13 protein-coding genes are annotated in these 19,080 nt (G+C 61.0%); 3 read left to right on the top strand and 10 right to left on the bottom strand.

Going from position 1 to position 19,080, the window contains the following annotated elements:
- Positions 1-555 precede the first annotated feature (555 nt).
- From CKW15_RS23680 to CKW15_RS23695, 4 genes are all read right to left on the bottom strand, one after another.
- Positions 556-1,134 carry a hypothetical protein gene (locus tag CKW15_RS23680; RefSeq protein ID WP_095152776.1) on the bottom strand — a complete coding sequence of 193 codons (579 nt, stop codon included), beginning with the start codon at positions 1,132-1,134 and terminating at the stop codon, positions 556-558.
- Between the two features lie 258 nt (positions 1,135-1,392).
- Positions 1,393-2,466, bottom strand: a complete 1,074-nt coding sequence (locus tag CKW15_RS23685) for a lipocalin-like domain-containing protein (protein WP_095056880.1) — start codon at positions 2,464-2,466, stop codon at positions 1,393-1,395.
- Entirely contained in the window at positions 2,456-4,927 is a 2,472-nt protein-coding gene (locus CKW15_RS23690; RefSeq protein ID WP_095056881.1) for an ABC transporter permease, read from the bottom strand. Before CKW15_RS23690 ends, CKW15_RS23685 begins: the two co-directional genes overlap by 11 nt.
- Position 4,928: 1 nt before the next feature.
- Positions 4,929-5,597, bottom strand: a complete 669-nt coding sequence (locus tag CKW15_RS23695) for an ABC transporter ATP-binding protein (protein ID WP_095152777.1) — start codon at positions 5,595-5,597, stop codon at positions 4,929-4,931.
- 138 nt (positions 5,598-5,735) lie between these two features.
- Here CKW15_RS23695 and CKW15_RS23700 point away from each other — a divergent pair, with 138 nt between their 5' ends.
- Complete coding sequence (locus tag CKW15_RS23700; RefSeq protein WP_095152755.1) at positions 5,736-7,709, top strand: alkyl/aryl-sulfatase; 1,974 nt, start codon at positions 5,736-5,738, stop codon at positions 7,707-7,709.
- Between the two features lie 600 nt (positions 7,710-8,309).
- Here the strand turns inward: CKW15_RS23700 and CKW15_RS23705 are convergent.
- The 5 genes from CKW15_RS23705 to CKW15_RS23725 form a co-directional block, all read right to left on the bottom strand.
- Complete coding sequence (locus tag CKW15_RS23705; RefSeq protein ID WP_095152756.1) at positions 8,310-9,689, bottom strand: DUF1254 domain-containing protein; 1,380 nt, start codon at positions 9,687-9,689, stop codon at positions 8,310-8,312.
- On the bottom strand, positions 9,686-11,035 hold the full coding sequence (locus CKW15_RS23710) for a DUF1254 domain-containing protein (protein ID WP_095152757.1): 1,350 nt from the start codon (positions 11,033-11,035) through the stop codon (positions 9,686-9,688). The genes CKW15_RS23705 and CKW15_RS23710 overlap by 4 nt, the downstream gene beginning before the upstream one ends.
- Before the next feature lie 142 nt (positions 11,036-11,177).
- On the bottom strand, positions 11,178-12,515 hold the full coding sequence (locus tag CKW15_RS23715) for a DUF1329 domain-containing protein (RefSeq protein WP_095056885.1): 1,338 nt from the start codon (positions 12,513-12,515) through the stop codon (positions 11,178-11,180).
- Between the two features lie 11 nt (positions 12,516-12,526).
- Complete coding sequence (locus CKW15_RS23720; protein ID WP_095152758.1) at positions 12,527-14,353, bottom strand: DUF1302 domain-containing protein; 1,827 nt, start codon at positions 14,351-14,353, stop codon at positions 12,527-12,529.
- A 668-nt stretch (positions 14,354-15,021) separates the two neighbouring features.
- Positions 15,022-15,861, bottom strand: coding sequence for an AraC family transcriptional regulator (locus tag CKW15_RS23725; RefSeq protein WP_095152759.1), 840 nt, complete (start codon positions 15,859-15,861; stop codon positions 15,022-15,024).
- A gap of 97 nt (positions 15,862-15,958) precedes the next feature.
- Here CKW15_RS23725 and CKW15_RS23730 point away from each other — a divergent pair, with 97 nt between their 5' ends.
- Positions 15,959-16,876, top strand: coding sequence for a LysR family transcriptional regulator (locus tag CKW15_RS23730; protein ID WP_095152760.1), 918 nt, complete (start codon positions 15,959-15,961; stop codon positions 16,874-16,876).
- Positions 16,877-17,030: 154 nt separating this feature from the next.
- Here the strand turns inward: CKW15_RS23730 and CKW15_RS23735 are convergent, their stop codons facing one another.
- Positions 17,031-17,945 carry a LysR family transcriptional regulator gene (locus CKW15_RS23735; RefSeq protein WP_095152761.1) on the bottom strand — a complete coding sequence of 305 codons (915 nt, stop codon included), beginning with the start codon at positions 17,943-17,945 and terminating at the stop codon, positions 17,031-17,033.
- Positions 17,946-18,016: 71 nt separating this feature from the next.
- On the opposite strand from CKW15_RS23735, the gene CKW15_RS23740 reads away from it, so the two are divergent.
- Positions 18,017-19,057, top strand: a complete 1,041-nt coding sequence (locus CKW15_RS23740) for an AraC family transcriptional regulator ligand-binding domain-containing protein (protein WP_095152762.1) — start codon at positions 18,017-18,019, stop codon at positions 19,055-19,057.
- Positions 19,058-19,080: the final 23 nt, after the last annotated feature.

Raw genomic sequence — 19,080 nt, forward strand, 5'->3', positions numbered from 1 at the left:
GTAGAGGTACACTTTTTCGACTTTGGTGTCGGGTCGCATCATGACGGGCTGGCTCCGGAAAGAAATCGAGAGCACAGCATCAGACTTTAATAAGCGGCTTTGAATGTGGGGTTCATGGATCCCTTACGATGTGATTTTGAGAACTGCAAACAATAACTTGCCGACCGACACCAATCGGCTAATCGACAAAAACAATGAAAAAAGGAAATACCGGGCATGTATTCAGACAAAAAAAATGGCAACCATGCGGTTGCCATTTTTATTTTGAATCAGGGGCTTAGCTTATGAAGAAAGAGTCCGCCCAGTGCAAAGGCCTCGGCAATCCATGCACTGGTAAAGAGCCATGGCACTGAGCGAACGAGGGGTATTTTAGTAGAAGTAGCGGGATATGTCCGTATCGCGAAGATGAAATTTATCACATGATATTTAACTACATGTCGAATTAAATACTATGGGGCAAAACTTCCAAACTCACTTGTTCGTTCATTCAAGCGGGCCGTTCTTGTACAAAACTTGCACAAGAACAACCCGCATATATAGAGCTACTACTCGATTTTAGTGTTTGGTGGTTACTGTGAGGATATCGGTGTAGGTCACAATCACCGACTGGCCAACTTTCAGGTCTTTGAGTTTTGCCTGAACTTCCGGCTTCTTGACATCGACAGTCTTGGTATTGCCCTTCGGCCCTTCGAACGTCACCTGGTTCTTGGCCAAATCGATGTGGGTGATTTTCAGCTGGACTTGCACTTGGCGGTAAGCTTCGCCACCCGGGGTATCGCTGCCCGGTGCGGCACGAACTTCACCGGCGCGTTCGACGCTGCCTGGCAGGCCTTTGTCGATATCAGTATCGAGGTAGGCGGCGACGGCGCTAGTGACGCGGATGTCGACTTCATCGCCAGCCTTCAGCTTGTCGAGGTTTTTCGCTTTGTCGGTAAGCGTTACTGGAAACTCTTTGCCGTCCGGCCCCTTGAGCACCACATGATGGTTGGCAGGATCAACCGAAACGACTTTAGTGGCGACCACATCAGACACTACGACCTCAGACAGCGCAACGTCTTCGGCAACGGCGTTAAAACTGGCGGCGGACAGCAAAGTGGCGAGGGCGATGGCTTTGGTCAATGCATGGCGTTTCATAGGCAGAGCTTTCCCTGTGATAGATGGCAACAGACGGCGTACCACTAGGTTCAACGCCGCGTGTGCGATCAGCATAGACGTTGTACAGCGAGTGTTGGCAGTTTCTTGTGCAAGGGTTTCATCGCTCGGCGTGTTAATAGCGCTTTTCTTGAGCCAGATCAGTTCGCCTGCCTGCAAAAACATCGTGCCTCGCTCGATTTTTCGGGTGGCCGTGGCTCGCCGGAGTTGCGGGGCCGTCACTTGGAGTTCCGGCTGATTTCAATACCCGGTCATTTCCAGATAACCCCGCCCGGCATGACTGCCGCTCAAGCGCACCGGGCCTTCCCAGTAAGGAATGCGCAAATCCATCCACGCCTGGGTATTGAGCGCGTTGATCACGATATCGAGGTGTTTACCGGGGACTTTGATTGCCCAGCGCACCGGCATTGTCCGCCCGGCGACATTGGTGGCGTCCTGTGGAATGAGGGTGATGTCACTCGCGTGCAGCAACTGTGTCCGGCCCTCGGCGTCGATCCACGTCCCGGTGAGATAAGGCTCGCCGTCCTTTTGCCGCATGCGGTAAAGCATCACTTGCTCGCCGCTGTCCAGGTGCAGGGAAAACCAGTCCCAGCCGCTCTGGTTGGCGGTCAGCGGTTGGCTGCTCCATTCGCGATCGAGCCAGGCCGGGCCGCTGACCTGAACGCTTTTGCCGTCGATTTCCAATGTGCCGCTGGCCTGGAAAAACGGCTGGCTGTAGTAATACGAAGCCTGGCCCTGTTCGGATTTCTGGCTGAAGCCCTTTTCACCCTGAAGCACCAGCGGACGCGTCGACGTCAACTGCAATTGATAGCTGAACGTCTTGTCGCGTGCGCTCAGGTGCATCTGTGCCAGTGGGTTGTCCGCCGTGGCCTGACTGCTGAACTGCCAATCGTCGATCCATGCCTTGAACGGCCCAAGGCTGACCCCCGCCTGACCCACGCCGCCACGGGCATAGCGTTCGGCCGCATGATGCAGCGTCGCCGACGTCACGGCTGCGTGACCCAGCCAAATCGCTTGATTGCCCCAGCCCGCCTGCTCGGGCGCGGCCGTCAGGGCGCTGCGAAACAACGTCCATTGCGCGCCGAATTCGTTGCCTTGAGCATCCTTGAGATTGGCGGTGACGTACCACCACTCGATGCGAAAGCCGTCGTGGGGACCGTGATCCGCCGGAAAAATGAACGCACGGCCGGGCACAACCGGTGTGAATGTCGCAGCCTGGTTACCCAGGCCGGCGAAGCCTTTTTCATCCGGTGCGGGTTGATCGCAACCACTCGACAGCAGCGCCAGAATTAATACGCTGACCTTAATCCTCATGGGCAAACGTCCTCAACAGGTCCGCCGGTTGCGTGCGGTACAAACTGTACAGCGGCCACGCCGAAGCCAATAACGTCGCCAGCATTGCCAACCCCATCAGTTGCAACAATTGCAGCGGGAACACCCGCAGCGGCAGTTTCCAGCCAAAGGCCTGCACGTTGATGACCGTGTCCAGGCACCACGCCAACGCGATGCCCAGTGGCAACGCCAGCACCAAGGTCAGTAACGCCAGCAACCAGGTTTGCCCGAGGTTGAGCAGCATCAGTTGCCGACGCGTCACGCCCAGCGCCCACAGGGGTGCCAGTTGCCCGAGGCGGCTTTTGCTCTGGGTCAGCAGGCTGATGAACAGCGCCACGCCGGCCACGCACAACGTCAGGCTGTTGAGCGCGGCGGTGGCGGCAAAGGTGCGTTCGAAGACCTGCGTGGACCAGCCCTTGAGCCGCGCCTGATCGACAATCCGGCTGTCATCCAGGGTGAAACGCGCTTGAAGCGTTGTGACAAACCCGGGGATCGATGCCGGGTCGATGCGCAGGTTGAAGCGGTTCGGCGTGAGCTGTGGCCAGCCGCGCAGCAGGTGATCGATATTGACCAGGACATGGCCCTTGGGATTGCCATAGTCGGCATAGATCCCGACGATCTTCGGCGACCACGGGCCATTGGGTGTTGGCAAGGTCAGGTGATCGCCCAGTTTTACGTTCAGCCGCCGGGCCAATTGTTCACTGAGCATCACCGCGTCTTCCTTGGCCAACTGTTCCCACGCTCGCTCGCCCGACGCTTCCAGCAACGGCCAGTGCTCGCGATAGGTCGGGTGATCAATGATGCCAAACACCTCGGTCGGCCAGCCTTGCAGCTGAATCGATACCTGCCAGTTGGGCAGCACGGCCGCCAGTTGCGGCTGCTGATCGAGCCAGGTGTGCAGCTCCCGCGCCTGCGCCGGGCTTTGTGGATTGAGGTAGAGCTCGGCGGTCAGGCGATGTTCGAGCCAGTCGCTGAACGTCTGGCGGAATCCGGCGGTCATGCTGCCGGCGCCGATGTTCGCCGCCAGGGCCAGCAACAGCGCCATCAACGCCAGGCTCAGGGCTGGCAGTTGCTGGCGGCAATCGGCGAGAAACCATTGGCCGAGCACTGAGTGACTGCGTCGCAACGCGAGGTTCAGCGACGTACTGAGCGCCACCGGCAACGCCAGCGCTGCGCCGATCAACAGCGCGGCCATCAGCACGAAACCGCTGACCAGGCTGTCGCCGAAAATCAACGCCAGCAGTGCGATCACGCCCGTCAACGCTGCCACCCAACCCTGGCGTCGCAACCAGCGTGCGTGGGCCTGATGCCAGGCTTGCGGGTCGGCCAGCGCCAGCAAGGGCAAACGCGCCGCCCGCAGCAGGCTGTTGGCCCCGGCGAGCATGGCACCGAACAGGCTCAAGCCGATGCCGCTGAACCACCACAACGGGCTCAGGCTCAACTGCCCCGCTACTTCGGCGCCGTACAACCCGCGCAGGCTGGCGGCGACATCCGGCAGCAACACGCTCGCCAACAGGTAGCCGCTGGCGACACCGGCCACACCGCCGAGGAAGGCCAGCGCGCCCAGTTCCACGGCGAGACAGCTCAACAACATCCGCGCACTGACCCCACAGGCGCGCAGGGTTCGCAGCAAACCGCGTCGCTGCTCCAGTGCCAGGCCGATGGCGGCGTGCACGATAAACAGCCCGACCACGAACGACAGAACGCCCAGAGCATCAAGGTTCAAATGAAAACTCTCGGTCAGGCGCGCCAGGTTGTTTTCTTCGCCGCGGGTCTTGAGCTGGAGTTGTCCCTTGAGTTGATCGGGCAACGGCGCGGTGAAATCCTTCGGCAGCAGCAGGCGCGACAACTGATCCGGCAACCCCAGAATCTGCTGGGCGAATCCAATGTCCACCAGCAACAGACCAGGGGCCATGTCGGTTTGCACGTGCAGTGGCGGCAGCGCCTGACCGTTGACCGCCAGTGGACGATCAGCCTCGTGCAAGCCCAAGGCCTGCAAGGTCTGCGGCGAAATCCAGGTCTTGCCTGGCGGGCTGAAAAAATCGACCACCTGCTCAATCGCCAATGCCTGCCCGGCCACCGCAGTCCCCATCGGCAGCGACACGGGTTCGATGCCCATCAATTGCAAGCGCTGGTCTTCGTGGCCTTTGAGCGTCACGCGACCTTGCAGCACCGGCGACACCGGCCACCCCGCACGGCGCAGTTCGATAAACAGCTGCTGCGAGAACGTTCCGCCACCCGGCGCGCCGAGACTGGCCTGGGGTTCGCCGCCGATCAATTGACTGGCCCGGGCGTAGCTGTCCCGCGCCTGACTGTTGAGCGCCTGCACACCGGTCAGCAGGCTGGTGGCCAGCCACAACCCGGTCAACACACTGAAAAACTGCACCGGATGCTGTCGCCAATGACTGAGCAGCGCCCGCAGTGTTTCAGCAAAAATGCGCATATCAGTGCGCGTCCACACCGGCCAGGCGACCACCGTGCAAAACCACTTTTTCCGCCATGCGTGCGGCAACGCTGGGGCTGTGGGTGACCATCAACAGTGTTGTCGGGCTGTCATCGAGCAGTTCGAGCAGCAACTTCAACACCTCACCACTGGTGGTTTCGTCGAGGCTGCCGGTGGGCTCGTCGGCCAGCAGCAGTTGGGGTTTCGAAGCCAATGCCCGACCCAGCGCAACCCGCTGCTGCTGGCCGCCGGAGAGTTGCTCGGGATAGCGCTCAAGCAAATCGCCCAACCCCAGGCGCTGCACCAGATGCGCCTGCCAGCGCGGGTCATGGCGACCGGCAAGCCGCGCCTGAAAGGCCAGGTTGTCCATTACGCGCAAACTGCCGATCAGGTTGAATTGCTGGAACACCAGCCCGATCTCGGTGCGTCGCCAGTGGGCCAGTTGCCCTTCTGTCATCCGTTCCAGCTGATGTTCGCCGCTGCGGATGCTGCCGCGATCGACCTTGTCCAGCCCGGCAATCAGGTGCAACAGCGTGCTCTTGCCACTGCCGGATTCGCCCATCAGCGCCAGGCTGCTGCCAGGCTTGAGCGTCAGGTCGACACCTTGCAGCACCGGCAACGGTCCTTGCGGTGTGGCGTAGCTTTTGAAAACGCCGTGGACTTCGAGCATGGGCAAAACCCGTTCGATACGCGTGGGCCAAGGATAGCGGCCCTGAATGATTTTTGTCCGATACTGATGATCGGCCTGCCCGAGCACCGCCCTACCCTCGAGGCTGGTCTAACCATAACGATAACAATCGGAGACGCCATGCCTCGTTTCACTTTGAGCCCTCGTGGCCTGTTGGCCTGCCTGATCACTGTGTGCCTCGCGCAATCGGTGGTCGCCGCCGATGCGCCGGTCGCGGCCAGCGCCCTCACTGCTGCCAACAACGCCGCGGTGCTGCAACAACTGCCCTTCACTGATCGCACCGATTTCGAGTCAGTCAGCAAGGGCTTGATCGCGCCGTTCAAAGGCCAGGTCAAGACGGCCGAAGGCAAAGTCATCTGGGATATCCAGGCCTATGACTTTCTCGCCAAGGATCAGGCACCGGACTCGGTCAACCCCAGCCTGTGGCGTCTGGCACAGCTCAGCGCGCATGCCGGTCTGTTCGAAGTCAGCCCTCGGCTGTATCAAGTGCGCGGCCTCGATCTGGCGAACATGACCATCATCGAAGGTGACGACGGCCTGATCATCATCGACCCGCTGACCATGGCCGAAACCGCCAAGGCTGCGCTGGATCTGTACTACCAGAACCGTCCACGCAAACCGGTGGTAGCGGTGATCTACAGCCACACCCACGTCGACCATTTCGGCGGTGTACGCGGGGTGATCGACGAGGCGGACGTCAAGGCCGGCAAGGTCAAGGTCTACGCCCCCGCCGGGTTCATGGAACACGTGATGAGCGAGAACGTGTTCGCCGGCAATGCCATGAGCCGCCGTGCGCAGTTCCAGTTCGGCAGCCTGCTACCCCGGGGTGAAAAGGGCCAGGTCGACGCCGGCCTGGGCAAGAGCTCGCCGAGCGGCGGCACCGTCACGCTGATTCCGCCCACCGACCTGATCGAAAAAGAACTGGAGAGCCGCACCATCGCCGGCCTGGAGGTGGAATTCCAACTGACGCCAGGCACCGAAGCTCCAGCGGAGATGAACCTGTACCTGCCGCAGCTGCGCGCCTTGTGCATGGCCGAAAACGCCACGCAAATGATGCACAACATCCTCACCCCGCGCGGTGCGCAAGTGCGCGACGCCAAGGCCTGGGCGCAATACCTGGACGGCAGCCTGGCGCGGTATGGCGATAAGTCCGACGTGCTGTTTGCCCAGCACAACTGGCCGACCTGGGGCGGTGAACGCATCCGCACGTTCCTCGCCGATCAGCGCGACATGTACGCCTTCCTCAACGACCGCACCTTGCACTTGTTGAACCAGGGCCTGACGCCGCTGGAAATCGCCGACACGATCAAGAAGCTGCCCGGCAGCCTCGACCAGAAGTGGTACACCCGCGGTTACTACGGTTCGCTGAGTTTCAACACCCGTGCGGTGTATCAGCGCTACATGGGTTTCTATGACGGCAACCCGGCCAACCTCAATCCGCTGCCGCCGGTCGACACGGCGAAACGTTCGGTCGAGGCCATGGGCGGTGAAGCGGCGGTACTGGACAAAATGCGCGCGGCGATGGCCAAGGGTGAATACCGCTGGGCGGCGCAGCTGGGCAATCAATTACTGTTCGCCAACCCTGAAAACGGCGATGCGCGCAAAGCCCAGGCCGAGACGCTGGAGCAAATGGGCTATCAAAGCGAGAACGCCACCTGGCGCAACATGTACCTGACCGGTGCCATGGAGCTGCGCAACGGCGTACCGCCCAATACCGGCACCTCGGTGTCAGTGGATATGGTGCGGGCGATGAGCCCGGAGATGTTTTTCGACTTCCTGGCGATTCGCCTCGACAGTGAAAAAGCCATCGGTCATGACCTGACCCTGAACTGGACCTTCGAGGATCAGAACAAGGACTTCAACCTGACCCTGCGTAATGGCGTGCTGACCCACCGTAGCGGGCTCAATCCCCAGGCGGATGCCGGTGTCACCATGAGCAAGGCAACCCTGGAACAGATCAGCCTCAAGCACCTGGACATTCCGACGGCGATCCAGAAAGGCCTGATCAAATTGCAAGGCAATGGCAAGAAGCTCGGCGAATTGATGAACAGCCTCGATACCTTTGCGCCGCAGTTCAATATCGTGACTCCGTAAATCAAAGCAAAAGATCGCAGCCTGCGGCACTCCTACGGTGACCGCCGCAAGCTGCAGTATTTCTTGTAGGAGCCGGCTTGCCGGCGAAGGCGGTCTCAAGCATTGCGCCGGGCACACGGCCCTCTTCGCTGGCAAGCCAGCTCCTACGAAGAGCCCGCGTGGCGGCATGATTCCATGCAGAAGCCAATTTGCGCACTGAGGTGCAAGACGGTATCTACGGTGACCGCCGCAAGCTGCAGTATTTCTTGTAGGAGCCGGCTTGCCGGCGAAGGCGGTCTCAAGCATTGCGCCGGGCACACGGCCTCTTCGCTGGCAAGCCAGCTCCTACGAAGAGCCCGCGTGGCGGCATGATTCCATGTAGAAGCCAATTTGCGCAGTGAGGTGCAAGACGGTATCTACGGTGACCGCCGCAAGATGCAGTATTTCTTGTAGGAGCCGGCTTGCCGGCGAAGGCGGTCTCAAGCATTGCGCCGGGCACACGGCCCTCTTCGCTGGCAAGCCAGCTCCTACGAAGAGCCCGCGTGGCGGCATGATTCCATGCAGAAGCCAATTTGCGCAGTGAGGTGCAAGACGGTATCCGCCGTAGCTGCGATCTTTTCTTTAGACTTGCTCAACCACCGGCATCCGCCAGCGCTGCTCAATCACTTCCTGCTTCGGCCCGTACAACCGCAAAATCACGGTAAACGCGCCCTGCGCCGGGGTCGGCAGCCAGTTGCTCGACGATGATGGCGCCGAAGTTTGCAGGTCCAGCGTCAACCCACCGTCCGCGTCCATCTGCAAGTGATCGCGGCTGCTCAGGCAGTAACGGTCAATCGGATTGGCCACCAGTTGTCGGTCCGGCAGGTCGTACAGCGTCAACGACCAGAATTCGCTGGCCGGTGGCAATTGCCCCGGCGCAAAGCGCAGGCGATAACGACGCCCGCCCTGCAATGGCTGTCCTTGATTGTCCTGACGACTGCCGACGTAGAACGCCTCCTCCACACTGTTGCCGTAGATGCCGACATTCGCGGCGACGGCGCGGTTGAGGTAATTGCCATGCAGCACTTCGCGGGTGCCAAACAGGCCGAGGGTGCTGCGCGTCTGACTGACCGCCGTTCGCAGTTGCGCTTGCGCATCCTGAATGCCGGCGATCAGTGCCTCACGCACATCCGCTGGCAATGCTGCCGCATCGAACGCCTGGCCCGGCACGATGCCGATCCGGGCGAAACGTGCGCGCAAGGCCTGCTCCGATGGATGCACCGGGCACAGGCTGAGAATCTGATTCAGCGCCGCAATAAATCCCGGCCCCAACCCGGTCTTGCTGTCCCACGGTTGCCAGGCAATCGCAGGGGCGGCAACCGGTGGCGCACTGCCGGTGTACTCATGCAAAGAACGCAATTGGTACTGCTGCTGCAACGCGCGCACAGAGGGCAGATCCTCGGTATTTTTCAGACCGGTACGCCCCAGAACCATGACGATCTCGGTTTCGCTGCGCAGCACGGCCTTGATACCGGGCGGCGTTTGGCCTTGCCATTGCGGCCCGGCGACCAGGTAATCCCCCGCTTCGCGACCGGTGCTGAGCGCGCCGACATAGGCGAAGTTGTGGGTGTATTGGTCGACCAGTTGATGCACGTAGTAACGGTCCGCATCGACCGCCGGCACGCTCAACACTTGCGGCTCGCTGCGCAGGTCAAGCCAGGCCCAGGAATACGGCGTGTCATTATTCGGCGTGACGATGTCGCGGTTGCTCGGGGTGAACAACTCGCTGTAGTGACGAAAGCGATTGAAGCCGCCAACGTACTCCGGCGCGGCCGGGTTGAGCGCCTGTTTTTCCATAGTCTGGTAGTGCATGAGCATCGGGTAGGCGTAGATCCACGCCTCCTGCGCGATCGCCCGCAGGTCATCGGAACCGGCCGCCAGCAACCAGCGCGGCAACATCAGGCTACCGCCCATTACACCCATGCCGCCCAATACCTGGCGGCGACTGACGATTGAATTCATGGTTCGACCCTCGCAATGGTCGGCAAGCGATAACGGCCGTCCAGCGCCCCGTCTTTCGGCAAGTACAGGCGCAATAACAGGTTGAATGGGCCTTGAGGCGTTGGCAGCCAGTTGCCCTGCGGCGCATTTTCCGGCGCGTCGGATTGCAGGATCAGGGTCAGGCCGCCGTCGGCGTCGTACTGCAAGCCCGGGCTGCGATCCCCCAGGGAGTAACGCTGGATCGGGTTGGCCGCGAGCAATTGGGTCTTGCCGTCGTACAGGGTCAGCGACCAGAACGCGTTCACCGGCGGCAGTTGCCCGGCCGGAAAATGCAGGCGGTACGCATGTTGGCCATCGAGCAGTTGACCTTGGGCGTCACGCAGCGCCATCGGGTACAGCGCTTCCACCGGATCGTTGGCGTAGATGTAGCGCCAGGCAACCGCGGCGCGGGTCAGGTCGTCGTCACCGAACTTGCCGACATTGGTCGGCGAACGCAGCCAGCCCTGCTGTTCCACCGACATCCGGCTGGACGCTTGACGCACTTGCTCGCGTCCCGCTTCGGCGCCTTGGGCAATGGCATCGCTCAAGTCCGCAGGCGGTTGAAATGCGACGCCAGGCTTCACGCCGATGGCGGCGAAACGGTCGAGCTTCTTCTGTTCACTGGCAGTCCATTGGTGCAACGGTGCCAATGCGTTGAAGGTATCGAACAGCGTCTGGGCGGGACCGTGCTTGGTGTCCTGATAAGCGGGCAGTTGCAGCGGTGCCAACGGTTCAGGCGCCGCGCGACCGCTCACTGTGGACAGGGGCTGCAACGCATAACTGCTCAAGACCTTGGCGGCGTCCTTCTGGTCGGCTTCACCCTTGACCTCGGTGCGCCCCAGCAGAAACACCAGACGACTCGGCGAGCGAATCACGCCGCTGAAACCCGACGGCACCTCACCCTGCCAGTCCGGTCCGGCGATCAGGAAACGCCCGGCCTGATTGCCGGTAGCGCGGGTGCCAATGTAATCAAGGTTGTCGGTGCGCAAGTCGACCAGTTGAAAGCTGTAGTAACGGCCTTGCACAGCCGGCACGTCCAGCACCATCGGTTCGCTGCGCAGGTCGAGCAAGGCCCGGGAATAGAAGGTGTCGTTGTTTGGCGAGACGACTTTGTTGTCTTGCGGGCCAAGCAAGCGCGGTTCGCCGTAGAGTCGGTTGAACGGCAGTTTGGCGGCGATGGCGGTGAGCACTTTGTCGTGCTCGACGGTGGCGTAGGCGAACACGTAGGCCTCTTGGGCCAGCGCTTTCGCCTGGGGTTGGTCGAGGGTTTCTGCGTGAACGGTGCCCAGGCTTGCGCCCAGGGCCAGAGCGGATATCCAGTGGCGCATGGTTGATCTCCTTCCTCATAAACATCAGCACACACCCTTCCCTGTAGGAGCCCGGCTTGCCGGCGATGGCGTCCGTAAGATCGCCATCGCCGGCAAACCGGGCTCCTACAAAGGGGTTTGCGGTGCACTCGGGCCAATCGGGTTACTTGGCCCAGCGCCGCAGGTCCGACGGGGTGTAGTCGTCGGTCTTGGCGGCGAAGCCGACGCGCATCGGTTCGGTCTCTTCGTTGGCCAGGCCACCGGCGTAGTAACGCCCGGAGATCAGGTCATAGGAGGTTTCCAGCACGTTGTAGGTGAAGCCATGGTCGTACTGCTGAATCGCGTGCAGTTCGCCGCTGCGCCACAGTTCGCCGCGACTGTCGTACTGGTCGGACTGCGCGATCTGCCAGCTGTCCTCGTCCACATAGAACCGGCGTTTGGCGTAGATGTGCCGGGCGCCAGGCTTGAGGGTGGCTTCCACCACCCACACCCGATGTTTCTCGTAACGAGCCAGGTCCTGGTTGACGTGATTGGGTTTGATCACGGCGTCGTACTTGAGGTCGCGGCTGCCGATTTTGTAGCTGTTGTACGGGATGAACAGCTCCTGCTTGCCCACCAGTTTCCAGTCGAAACGATCCGGTGCGCCGTTGTAGCCGTCGATGTTGTCGGCGGTGATCAGGCCGTTGCTGTAACGGGCGCTGTTGTCGTACGCAATCATCGGCGCGCGGCGCACGCGACGTTGGCCCGGCAGGTATTGCCAGGCGGAGCGCGGTTCCGCGACCTGGTCGATCGGTTCATGCACCAGCACCGCTTCACCGGACAAACGCGCCGGTTCCAGCACTCGGCTCTTGAACATGAACAACACGTTGTTGCCCGGCTCCAGCCCGCCCACGGTGTCGGCGAAGTTGATCAGCGACTGGTTGCGCACGTAGCTGGTGGCGCCGTTTTCGCGCACCAGCGCCGAGCTACTGATGCGCTCGTAACTGCCGCCGCGGTAACGGGTCATGTGGTTCCACATCACCTCAAGACCTTCGGTGGGCAGCGGAAACGGAATGCCTTTGGCGTAGTCATGCAAACCGTTACCGCCATCGGCCATGCTGGTTTTGGCGACGTTGTCGCGGCTCACCGCCAGCACCTCCTTGGGCAGGTTGGCGCTGCGATGGGTCGGGTAGATGTTCATCTTGTAGGTATCGGGAAAACGCTTGAACAGCGCGATCTGCCCGGGGCTGAGAAATTTCTCGTACTGCGACAGGTTCTTTGCGGTCACGGTGAACAATGGCTTTTCAGCGGCATACGGATCGCTGTAACCGCCCTTGCTGTCGACGGTGCCGGCGTTGCTCGTCAGGCCTCCGGTCCAGGCCGGGATGCTGCCGTCGGCGTTGGCCGCCATTTCCGAACCCATGGGTGTCAGGGTCTTGCCCAGGGCCGCCGAGTCGGTGCCTTTGGCCTGTGCCAGGCCCACGGTGCAGGCCAGGGCCAGCACGCACATTTGCATACGCATAACGGTTCTCCTTAGAAGTCTGCCTTGAAGTTGACGGATGCGAAGTCGCGGTCGTCGAGGGTGCTGTAGTCGTTGGAACCGAAGAACGTGTTGTAAGCCAGTTCCACGCTGTAATCGTTCATGTAGACGCTGGTCAGGCTGACGCCCAACGCTTGCTGGCCTTCCTGGAACGGTCCCTGCGGATCGTACGAATAACCCTCGACGTCATGCCGCCAGTTGACGGCCGGAATCAGGTTGATGCCCGGCAACACGTCGCTGTATTCCAGGCTGGCGCGCAGGCGATAACCCCACGACCAATCGGTGGCAAAACCCTTGTCGGTGCAGTACTGATTGGTGACGCCCGAGGCGGCGGTGTTGCACGGTGTGCCGTTGCGCGTCGAACTGCGGCCGAATGCGGCGTTGCGGCCCAGACGCTCGTCACCCAGATCGTCGATGTGCACGACACCGGCTTCACCAAACAGGCTCAGTCGCGTGGCACCCAGAATGTTGTCAATGGCCTGGGTCGCCGAAGCGGTCGCCTGCCACACGCCCTTGCGCTCCCACGCGTCAAAACGGCTGCCGCGGTTGACGTTGAACCCGGGCGGCAGTTGCACCCAGGAACTGCCCGCCGCACCGGAGATCACCGCGACGTTGACGTCCGGCGCGTTGATCGCCAACGGCATGTTCGGGCGATAACTCACTTCACCGGCGAGGGAAATCCCGGTGATCGGCTCGACGCCATTGAGGCTGATGCCGTACAGACGAATGTCTTCCGGAAACGCCGCCGCGTAGCTCGGTGCCTGGATGCGGCCGGGGAAGGTTCCGCGAATGGCGGTGTTTTTCGCATCGAGAGTGAAGTACGGCAGACGCGAGTGATAGTTGATGAAGTAGACCGCCGCTTCGGCATCGTTCAGCGCCGGGATCATCTGGCGCAAGGCGAAGCCGAACTGACCATTGTCGGACGGTGATTCGTTGCCACGGGACGTCGCATACAACCCCGACGCCTGCATCTGTTGATCGGTCTGCACCTGGCTCAGGTACAGCGGCCCACAGCCCTTCTGGATCGCATCGCTGCTGGCGAAGAACGTGCCGCAACCGTCGAGCACGCTGGGGCGCCAGTTGTACTGGTAGAAGCCTTCGAGGTTGGTGGTGTCGGTCAGGCCGAAGCTGAAGGAAATCATCTCCACCGGCAACTGGCCTTCCTTGATTTCCACACCGGGTCGGTTGAACGCGGAAACATCCAGCGGGTTGATCACGTTGATGCCGTTCTGGATCAGCAGCGCCTCGCCCCAGGACAACACCTGGTTGCCGACTTTCACGTTCAGTGGGTGCTCGGCGATCTGGAAATCTTTCCAGACGTACGCATCGAGCATTTCAAAGCCCTTGAACTTCGACAGGTCATCCCAACCCGAATCGTCGAAATCCTTGAAGCGTCCCTGCCGGGTTTCGTAGGCATGGTCGTACCAGTATTTGAAGCGAACGAACGCCCCCTGGCCCTGGCCATCGAGGCTGAAATCGGTGAGGCCCTTGAAGACCTGCGAAATGGGGTCGCCGTCCTCGAAGTTCAGCCGGTTGTCGTCGGCACTGACGCTGCTGCCATTGGCTCTCACGCCCTGCGCTTGCAGGGCGTTGGCGCGGGTCATCAGGCTTTTGTCAGGGCTTTGCGTGGACCAGCTGCTGCCCACGGACAGACTGGTCTTGGTCGACAGGCTCCAGTCTTCGTTGAGGTCGAAGGTGGTGGCGGACGCAGGGCCCGCGAGTACAGCAAGCACCGCCAGTGCAAGGGGTTGCGGGCGGGTGTGGCCAAGCCGGGTCAGTCGTTGGCGGACTGGGGCTGTGGCCGAGCGGTTTTTTATCATTATTAGGCTCCGGTCAGGGTTACTCAGCTCTGACACGGTGCCTAAGTGTCAGGCATGACACGCAAGCGATGGCTGACAAAAAGTAATCATTGGGGGTTGGTTCAGGGTTTTGTGCATGCACAAATTATTCGAACGACACCCAACCTGTAGGAGCAAGCTTGCTCGCGATGAGGCCAGACCATCCAACATCGATGTTGACTGACAGACCGCCATCGCTGGCAAGCCAGCTCCTACAGTGTTTGCGTCGAACACAAATGATTCGAACGGCACCAAGCCTGTAGGAGCAAGCTTGCTCGCGATGAGGCCGGTACATCCAACATCGATGTTGACTGACAGACCGCTATCGCTGGCAAGCCAGCTCCTACAGTGTTTGCGTCGAACACAAATGATTCGCACGGCACTAAACCTGTAGGAGCAAGCTTGCTCGCGATGGGGCCGGTACCTCCAACATCGATGTGGACTGACAGACCGCCATCGCTGGCAAGCCAGCTCCTACAGTGTTTGCGTCGAACACAAATACTTCGAACGGCACTAAACCTGTAGGAGCAAGCTTGCTCGCGATGAGGCCGGTGCATCCAACATCGATGTTGACTGACAGACCGCCATCGCTGGCAAGCCAGCTCCTACAGGTTCGAAGTACAGTCACAAAACCCAGATCGGCGCCAAGGCTACAACCCCAACCGAAACTGCTTGGGCGTAATCCCGAACTGTTTGCGAAAGGCCCGAATAAAATTACTCGGTTGCCGATACCCAAGGCGTTCGGCAATCCGCTCGATAGGCTGATCCCCTGCTGTCAACCAATGCCGCGCCATTTCCAGGCTGTCGCTGCGGCTGTGTTGCGCGGCAGACGCTTGCCAATGCCGCAACATGCTCTGATGCAAAAACGGATTGGCCCCCAGCAGCGTTTCATCAAGCCAGGCCAATGGCAGGCTCAGACACGGATGCGGCCCTTCGCGCACATCGACACCGACGCCACGCAACCATTGGCCAGCGGCTTGCTGCGCCGTCAGGCTGACGCTGGCAAACACCTCGCCGGGCGCCCGCCCAAGGCGCCGGGCAATGTTGCGCACCAGGCTCAGCGTCGCGGCGTCCAGGCCAAAAAAGTGCGGCTGCCGATCCGCGCCGCGCAAGTGCAGCCGCGCCTGTTCATTGGTCTCTTCGACTTCGGCGATCACGTAGTTGGTCACCCGTGGCAAAAACTCGGTGAAGCACTCAAGACTCGCACGCAGGGTCGCGGCGGAGTCCAGCAGAATGTTCAAGCCCTGCAACGTGGTGGTCGCCATGCCATTGACCAACTCGCAGCCGAAAGAAGCCCCCGCACCCGCACGTTCGCATTCATTCCACAGGCGTTCGACCAGATGCGCGGGCACATGCGTCCCCTGCCCGTCCAACAGGGAAAGACTGATTCCGGCGCGCTCCAGCAATTGTTCCTCACACAGCCCGGACTGCCCGGCATGGCTGAGAATGGTGCGGGTGAAAGCACTGGAAATAAACGGTTGGCTGGTCATGGCAGGCTACGGCGAGAAGACAGGCATGTACTTATGCCAGTGTCTGTGATATCGATCCAATGCATTAAAAGTATCCGCTGAATGCAGGAGACGCATGATGGATCTACGACAGCTCCGCCACCTCGTGGCACTGGCCGATTACCGCAATTTTGGCCGCGCCGCTGAAGCGATCAATCTCAGCCAGCCTGCCTTCAGCCGCAGCATCCAGACCCTTGAACGGGACCTCGATTGCGCCCTCGTCGAGCGCAGCAGCCGCGAGTTTCGCCTGACCGGCCAGGGTGAGCTGGTGCTGCAACATGCCCGACGCCTGCTCGCGGGCAGTCAGGCGTTGCACAACGAACTGACCCAGTACAACGGCCTGACCGGCGGTGAGCTGAAATTCGGTTGCGGCCCCTACCCGGCCCAACTGTTGGTGCCCGAGGCGCTGGCGGAATTTATCCAGGCGCATCCGGCGATCCGCATCAGTTTTGATCAGGGCGATTGGGAACAACTGGCGTTGTGGCTGCGCGAACAGCAGATCGAATTCCTGGTGGCGGACTCGCGCTACTTCACCGGCGATCCGCAGTATCAGGTGCACGTATTACGCCCCCGGCGCGGGCGGTTCTTTTGTCGTGTCGGTCATCCTTTGGCCCAGCGTGAAAACCTGTCCCTGCGTGCCCTGCTCGACTATGCGGTGGTCGGCACACGCATCCCGCCGATGATCCGCAAGATACTGGCCGATGTGCAGGGCGAACCGGACTTCAACCCCAGCGTGGAGTGCGCGCAATTCGACGCGATTCGCCGCGTGGTGATGCGCTCCGACGTGGTGGGGATCGCCACGGTGGAAGCCCTGGCTGAAATGGTCGATCAAGGCCTGATCTGTTTCCTGGAGTTTTCCGACGTGCCCAAGGATGATCCCGGCCTGCAACTGCATTACGGCATCGTCAGTCGTGCCGGGCATTCCCTGACACCCGCAGCGCTGGCAATGGTCGATGCGATCCTGAGCGTTGACCGGCGTTTGCTGGCGTCGAATTAAGCGCGATCTCGGTGCCTGACAGCGCATTTGTGGCGAGCGAGCTTGCTCGCGCTGGGTTGCGCAGCGACCCCAAAAAACTGGCGCCTGCTTCGCAGTCCCAACGGGAGCAAGCTCCCTCGCCACAAATGATTATTCGCACGTGAATAAGTGAAAATCAGGCACGCCGCGCCAACGCCTGCAACGCCCGCGGCTCACCCAGGGCGCGCAGCAGACAATGCATCGCTTCTTCGCGACTGCGTTCAAAGCGATAGCGGGCCTCGATGTACAGCGCCAGTTTCAGCTCCACCGGTTCATCCAGTGGCAGCGGCACTTGCTGCAATCCCAGCACCGTGGCGACGCGGCTCGGCAGGCTCATGCCGAAGGGCTGGCGGTCGGCAATCAGCTTGGCGGCCAGGGTGCTTGGGGTGCTCATCGCCAAGGTCCGGCGCAGGCCTTTGAGGCCAAGCTGCAAGTCCACCGGGCTGAGCCCGTCGCGGCGGCTGGAGATCTGAATCTGCGGTTGTTCCAGATAGGCTTGCAGGGAACGCGGTGGTTCCTTGAGCGCCGCGCCATAAGCGAACACGTAATGATCGGCCGGCAGCGATTGTTTGTGCAGGCCGGCCAGTCCGGCCAGGGGCTGGTCGAGGTCGATGAGGATATCGAGTTTGCCGCTGGCCAGGTCCTGCAAGGCGTCGCGACGCCGCGGCTGGAAGTAACGCACCTGCCAGTCGGCGTGGGGCGATTCGAGCAAGGCATCGAGCAACACCGGTTGCAGACAATCCAGACAACTGATGCGCAGCAACGGGTTGTTCTGCCGCGCAGCGGGGATCATGCGCAAGCCATCGCGCAACGACTCCAGCGCCGCTCGCACGTAATCGGCCAGACGATGGGCGACCAGTGTCGGCGTCACCCCCAGACGACTCTTGATGAACAGCGGGTCGCCGCACAATTCGCGCAGGCGACGCAACGCATTGCTCATGGCCGGTTGCGACAGGCACATCACCTCGGCGGCACGGGTGACGCTGCGCTGCTGATAGATCGCATCGAAGGCAAGCAACAGGTTCAGGTCGAGCTGGCGTAAATCAAGCATGGTCTTGCTCCGGCAAATCGCTTAACGTCGGGCAGCCTAACCAGTGTTCCGAAACAAGCTGTGAGCCCTACATGACAAAAAGCGATCAGCCATTGCACGTTCAACCCTCAGCCAATGCGTTCTACGCCCCGACGTTGCTGCCGGCCATTGAAGAATTGCTCGCACGCGGGATTGCCCGTGAACGCATCGAAGACCTGTTTCGTCGCAGCCTGTTCGAATTGCGCACGCCGTTCATGCGCATACCGCTGTTCATGTCGCGACGCTTCTGGGCGTTTGCCCTGGAGCAGACCGGCGATCCGTTGATCGGTCTGGCGGCGGGTCGGCGCTTCGTTTCCACCGCCACCAATGGTCTGACCTATCTGTTCGACGTAGCCGCCTCACTGGACAGCGCCTGTGAGTATTTCGTGCGTTTCTTTCCGTTTTTCAACGGTCACTTTCAAGCGCAGATCGTGCGCGGTGAAAACAGTGTCGAGTTGCGCCTGCTCGACTGCGGCAGCGTCAAGACCCCTGCGGCGACCGCCGACTACATTCTCATCAGCCTGTGCAGCATGTTGCGGCGAAAATTCCTCGCCAGCGGGCTCGAGCGCGATCCGGTGCTGGGTGTCAGTCTGCCCGGACCTGCCCCCGCCAACCCTCAGGAACACGAACACGCCTTGCGCGCCACCGTGCAATGGCAGCAACCGCACTATTCAATTCACCTCGATTCTCAGCTGTTCGTCATCGCACTGACACCGGGCAATCATGAGCTGGAACAAACCCTGGTCGAACTGCTGGAGCAGACCCGGCGCAACAGCGAACCCACCTTGCTGGAGCAAGTCAGCGACTACCTGATCGCCGATCTCGCCGATGCCAACTGGCAGCAGTTTTGCGCCGCCCACCATCTGCTCGAACGCACTGCAGCCCGGCGCTTGAAGGCACTGGGCTGGAGTTTTTCAGAGTTACTGGATGAATACCGTCGTTGCCGCGCCGAAGACTTTTTGCAAGCGGCGGACCTGGAGCTGGTAGAGATTTCCGACCGGTTGGGCTACAGCGATGTGCAGAGTTTCAACCGTGCATGTTTGCGGTGGCTGGGTTGTGCGCCGGGTGTGTACCGGATGCGCCGGAGCAAATAAGGTAGGGAGAACCGCGTCATGCG

The organism is Pseudomonas sp. Irchel s3b5, from assembly GCF_900187435.1.
Lineage (GTDB): Bacteria > Pseudomonadota > Gammaproteobacteria > Pseudomonadales > Pseudomonadaceae > Aquipseudomonas.

What these genes read in the sequence shown, in the direction of transcription:
- CKW15_RS23705 (WP_095152756.1), bottom strand. Translation starts at nt 9,689, where the DNA reads ATGAATTCAATCGTCAGTCGCCGCCAGGTATTGGGCGGCATGGGTGTA.
- CKW15_RS23690 (WP_095056881.1), bottom strand. Translation starts at nt 4,927, where the DNA reads ATGCGCATTTTTGCTGAAACACTGCGGGCGCTGCTCAGTCATTGGCGA.
- CKW15_RS23680 (WP_095152776.1), bottom strand. Translation starts at nt 1,134, where the DNA reads ATGAAACGCCATGCATTGACCAAAGCCATCGCCCTCGCCACTTTGCTG.
- CKW15_RS23715 (WP_095056885.1), bottom strand. Translation starts at nt 12,515, where the DNA reads ATGCGTATGCAAATGTGCGTGCTGGCCCTGGCCTGCACCGTGGGCCTG.
- CKW15_RS23685 (WP_095056880.1), bottom strand. Translation starts at nt 2,466, where the DNA reads ATGAGGATTAAGGTCAGCGTATTAATTCTGGCGCTGCTGTCGAGTGGT.
- CKW15_RS23725 (WP_095152759.1), bottom strand. Translation starts at nt 15,861, where the DNA reads ATGACCAGCCAACCGTTTATTTCCAGTGCTTTCACCCGCACCATTCTC.
- CKW15_RS23730 (WP_095152760.1), top strand. Translation starts at nt 15,959, where the DNA reads ATGGATCTACGACAGCTCCGCCACCTCGTGGCACTGGCCGATTACCGC.
- CKW15_RS23700 (WP_095152755.1), top strand. Translation starts at nt 5,736, where the DNA reads ATGCCTCGTTTCACTTTGAGCCCTCGTGGCCTGTTGGCCTGCCTGATC.
- CKW15_RS23710 (WP_095152757.1), bottom strand. Translation starts at nt 11,035, where the DNA reads ATGCGCCACTGGATATCCGCTCTGGCCCTGGGCGCAAGCCTGGGCACC.
- CKW15_RS23740 (WP_095152762.1), top strand. Translation starts at nt 18,017, where the DNA reads ATGACAAAAAGCGATCAGCCATTGCACGTTCAACCCTCAGCCAATGCG.
- CKW15_RS23720 (WP_095152758.1), bottom strand. Translation starts at nt 14,353, where the DNA reads ATGATAAAAAACCGCTCGGCCACAGCCCCAGTCCGCCAACGACTGACC.
- CKW15_RS23695 (WP_095152777.1), bottom strand. Translation starts at nt 5,597, where the DNA reads ATGCTCGAAGTCCACGGCGTTTTCAAAAGCTACGCCACACCGCAAGGA.
- CKW15_RS23735 (WP_095152761.1), bottom strand. Translation starts at nt 17,945, where the DNA reads ATGCTTGATTTACGCCAGCTCGACCTGAACCTGTTGCTTGCCTTCGAT.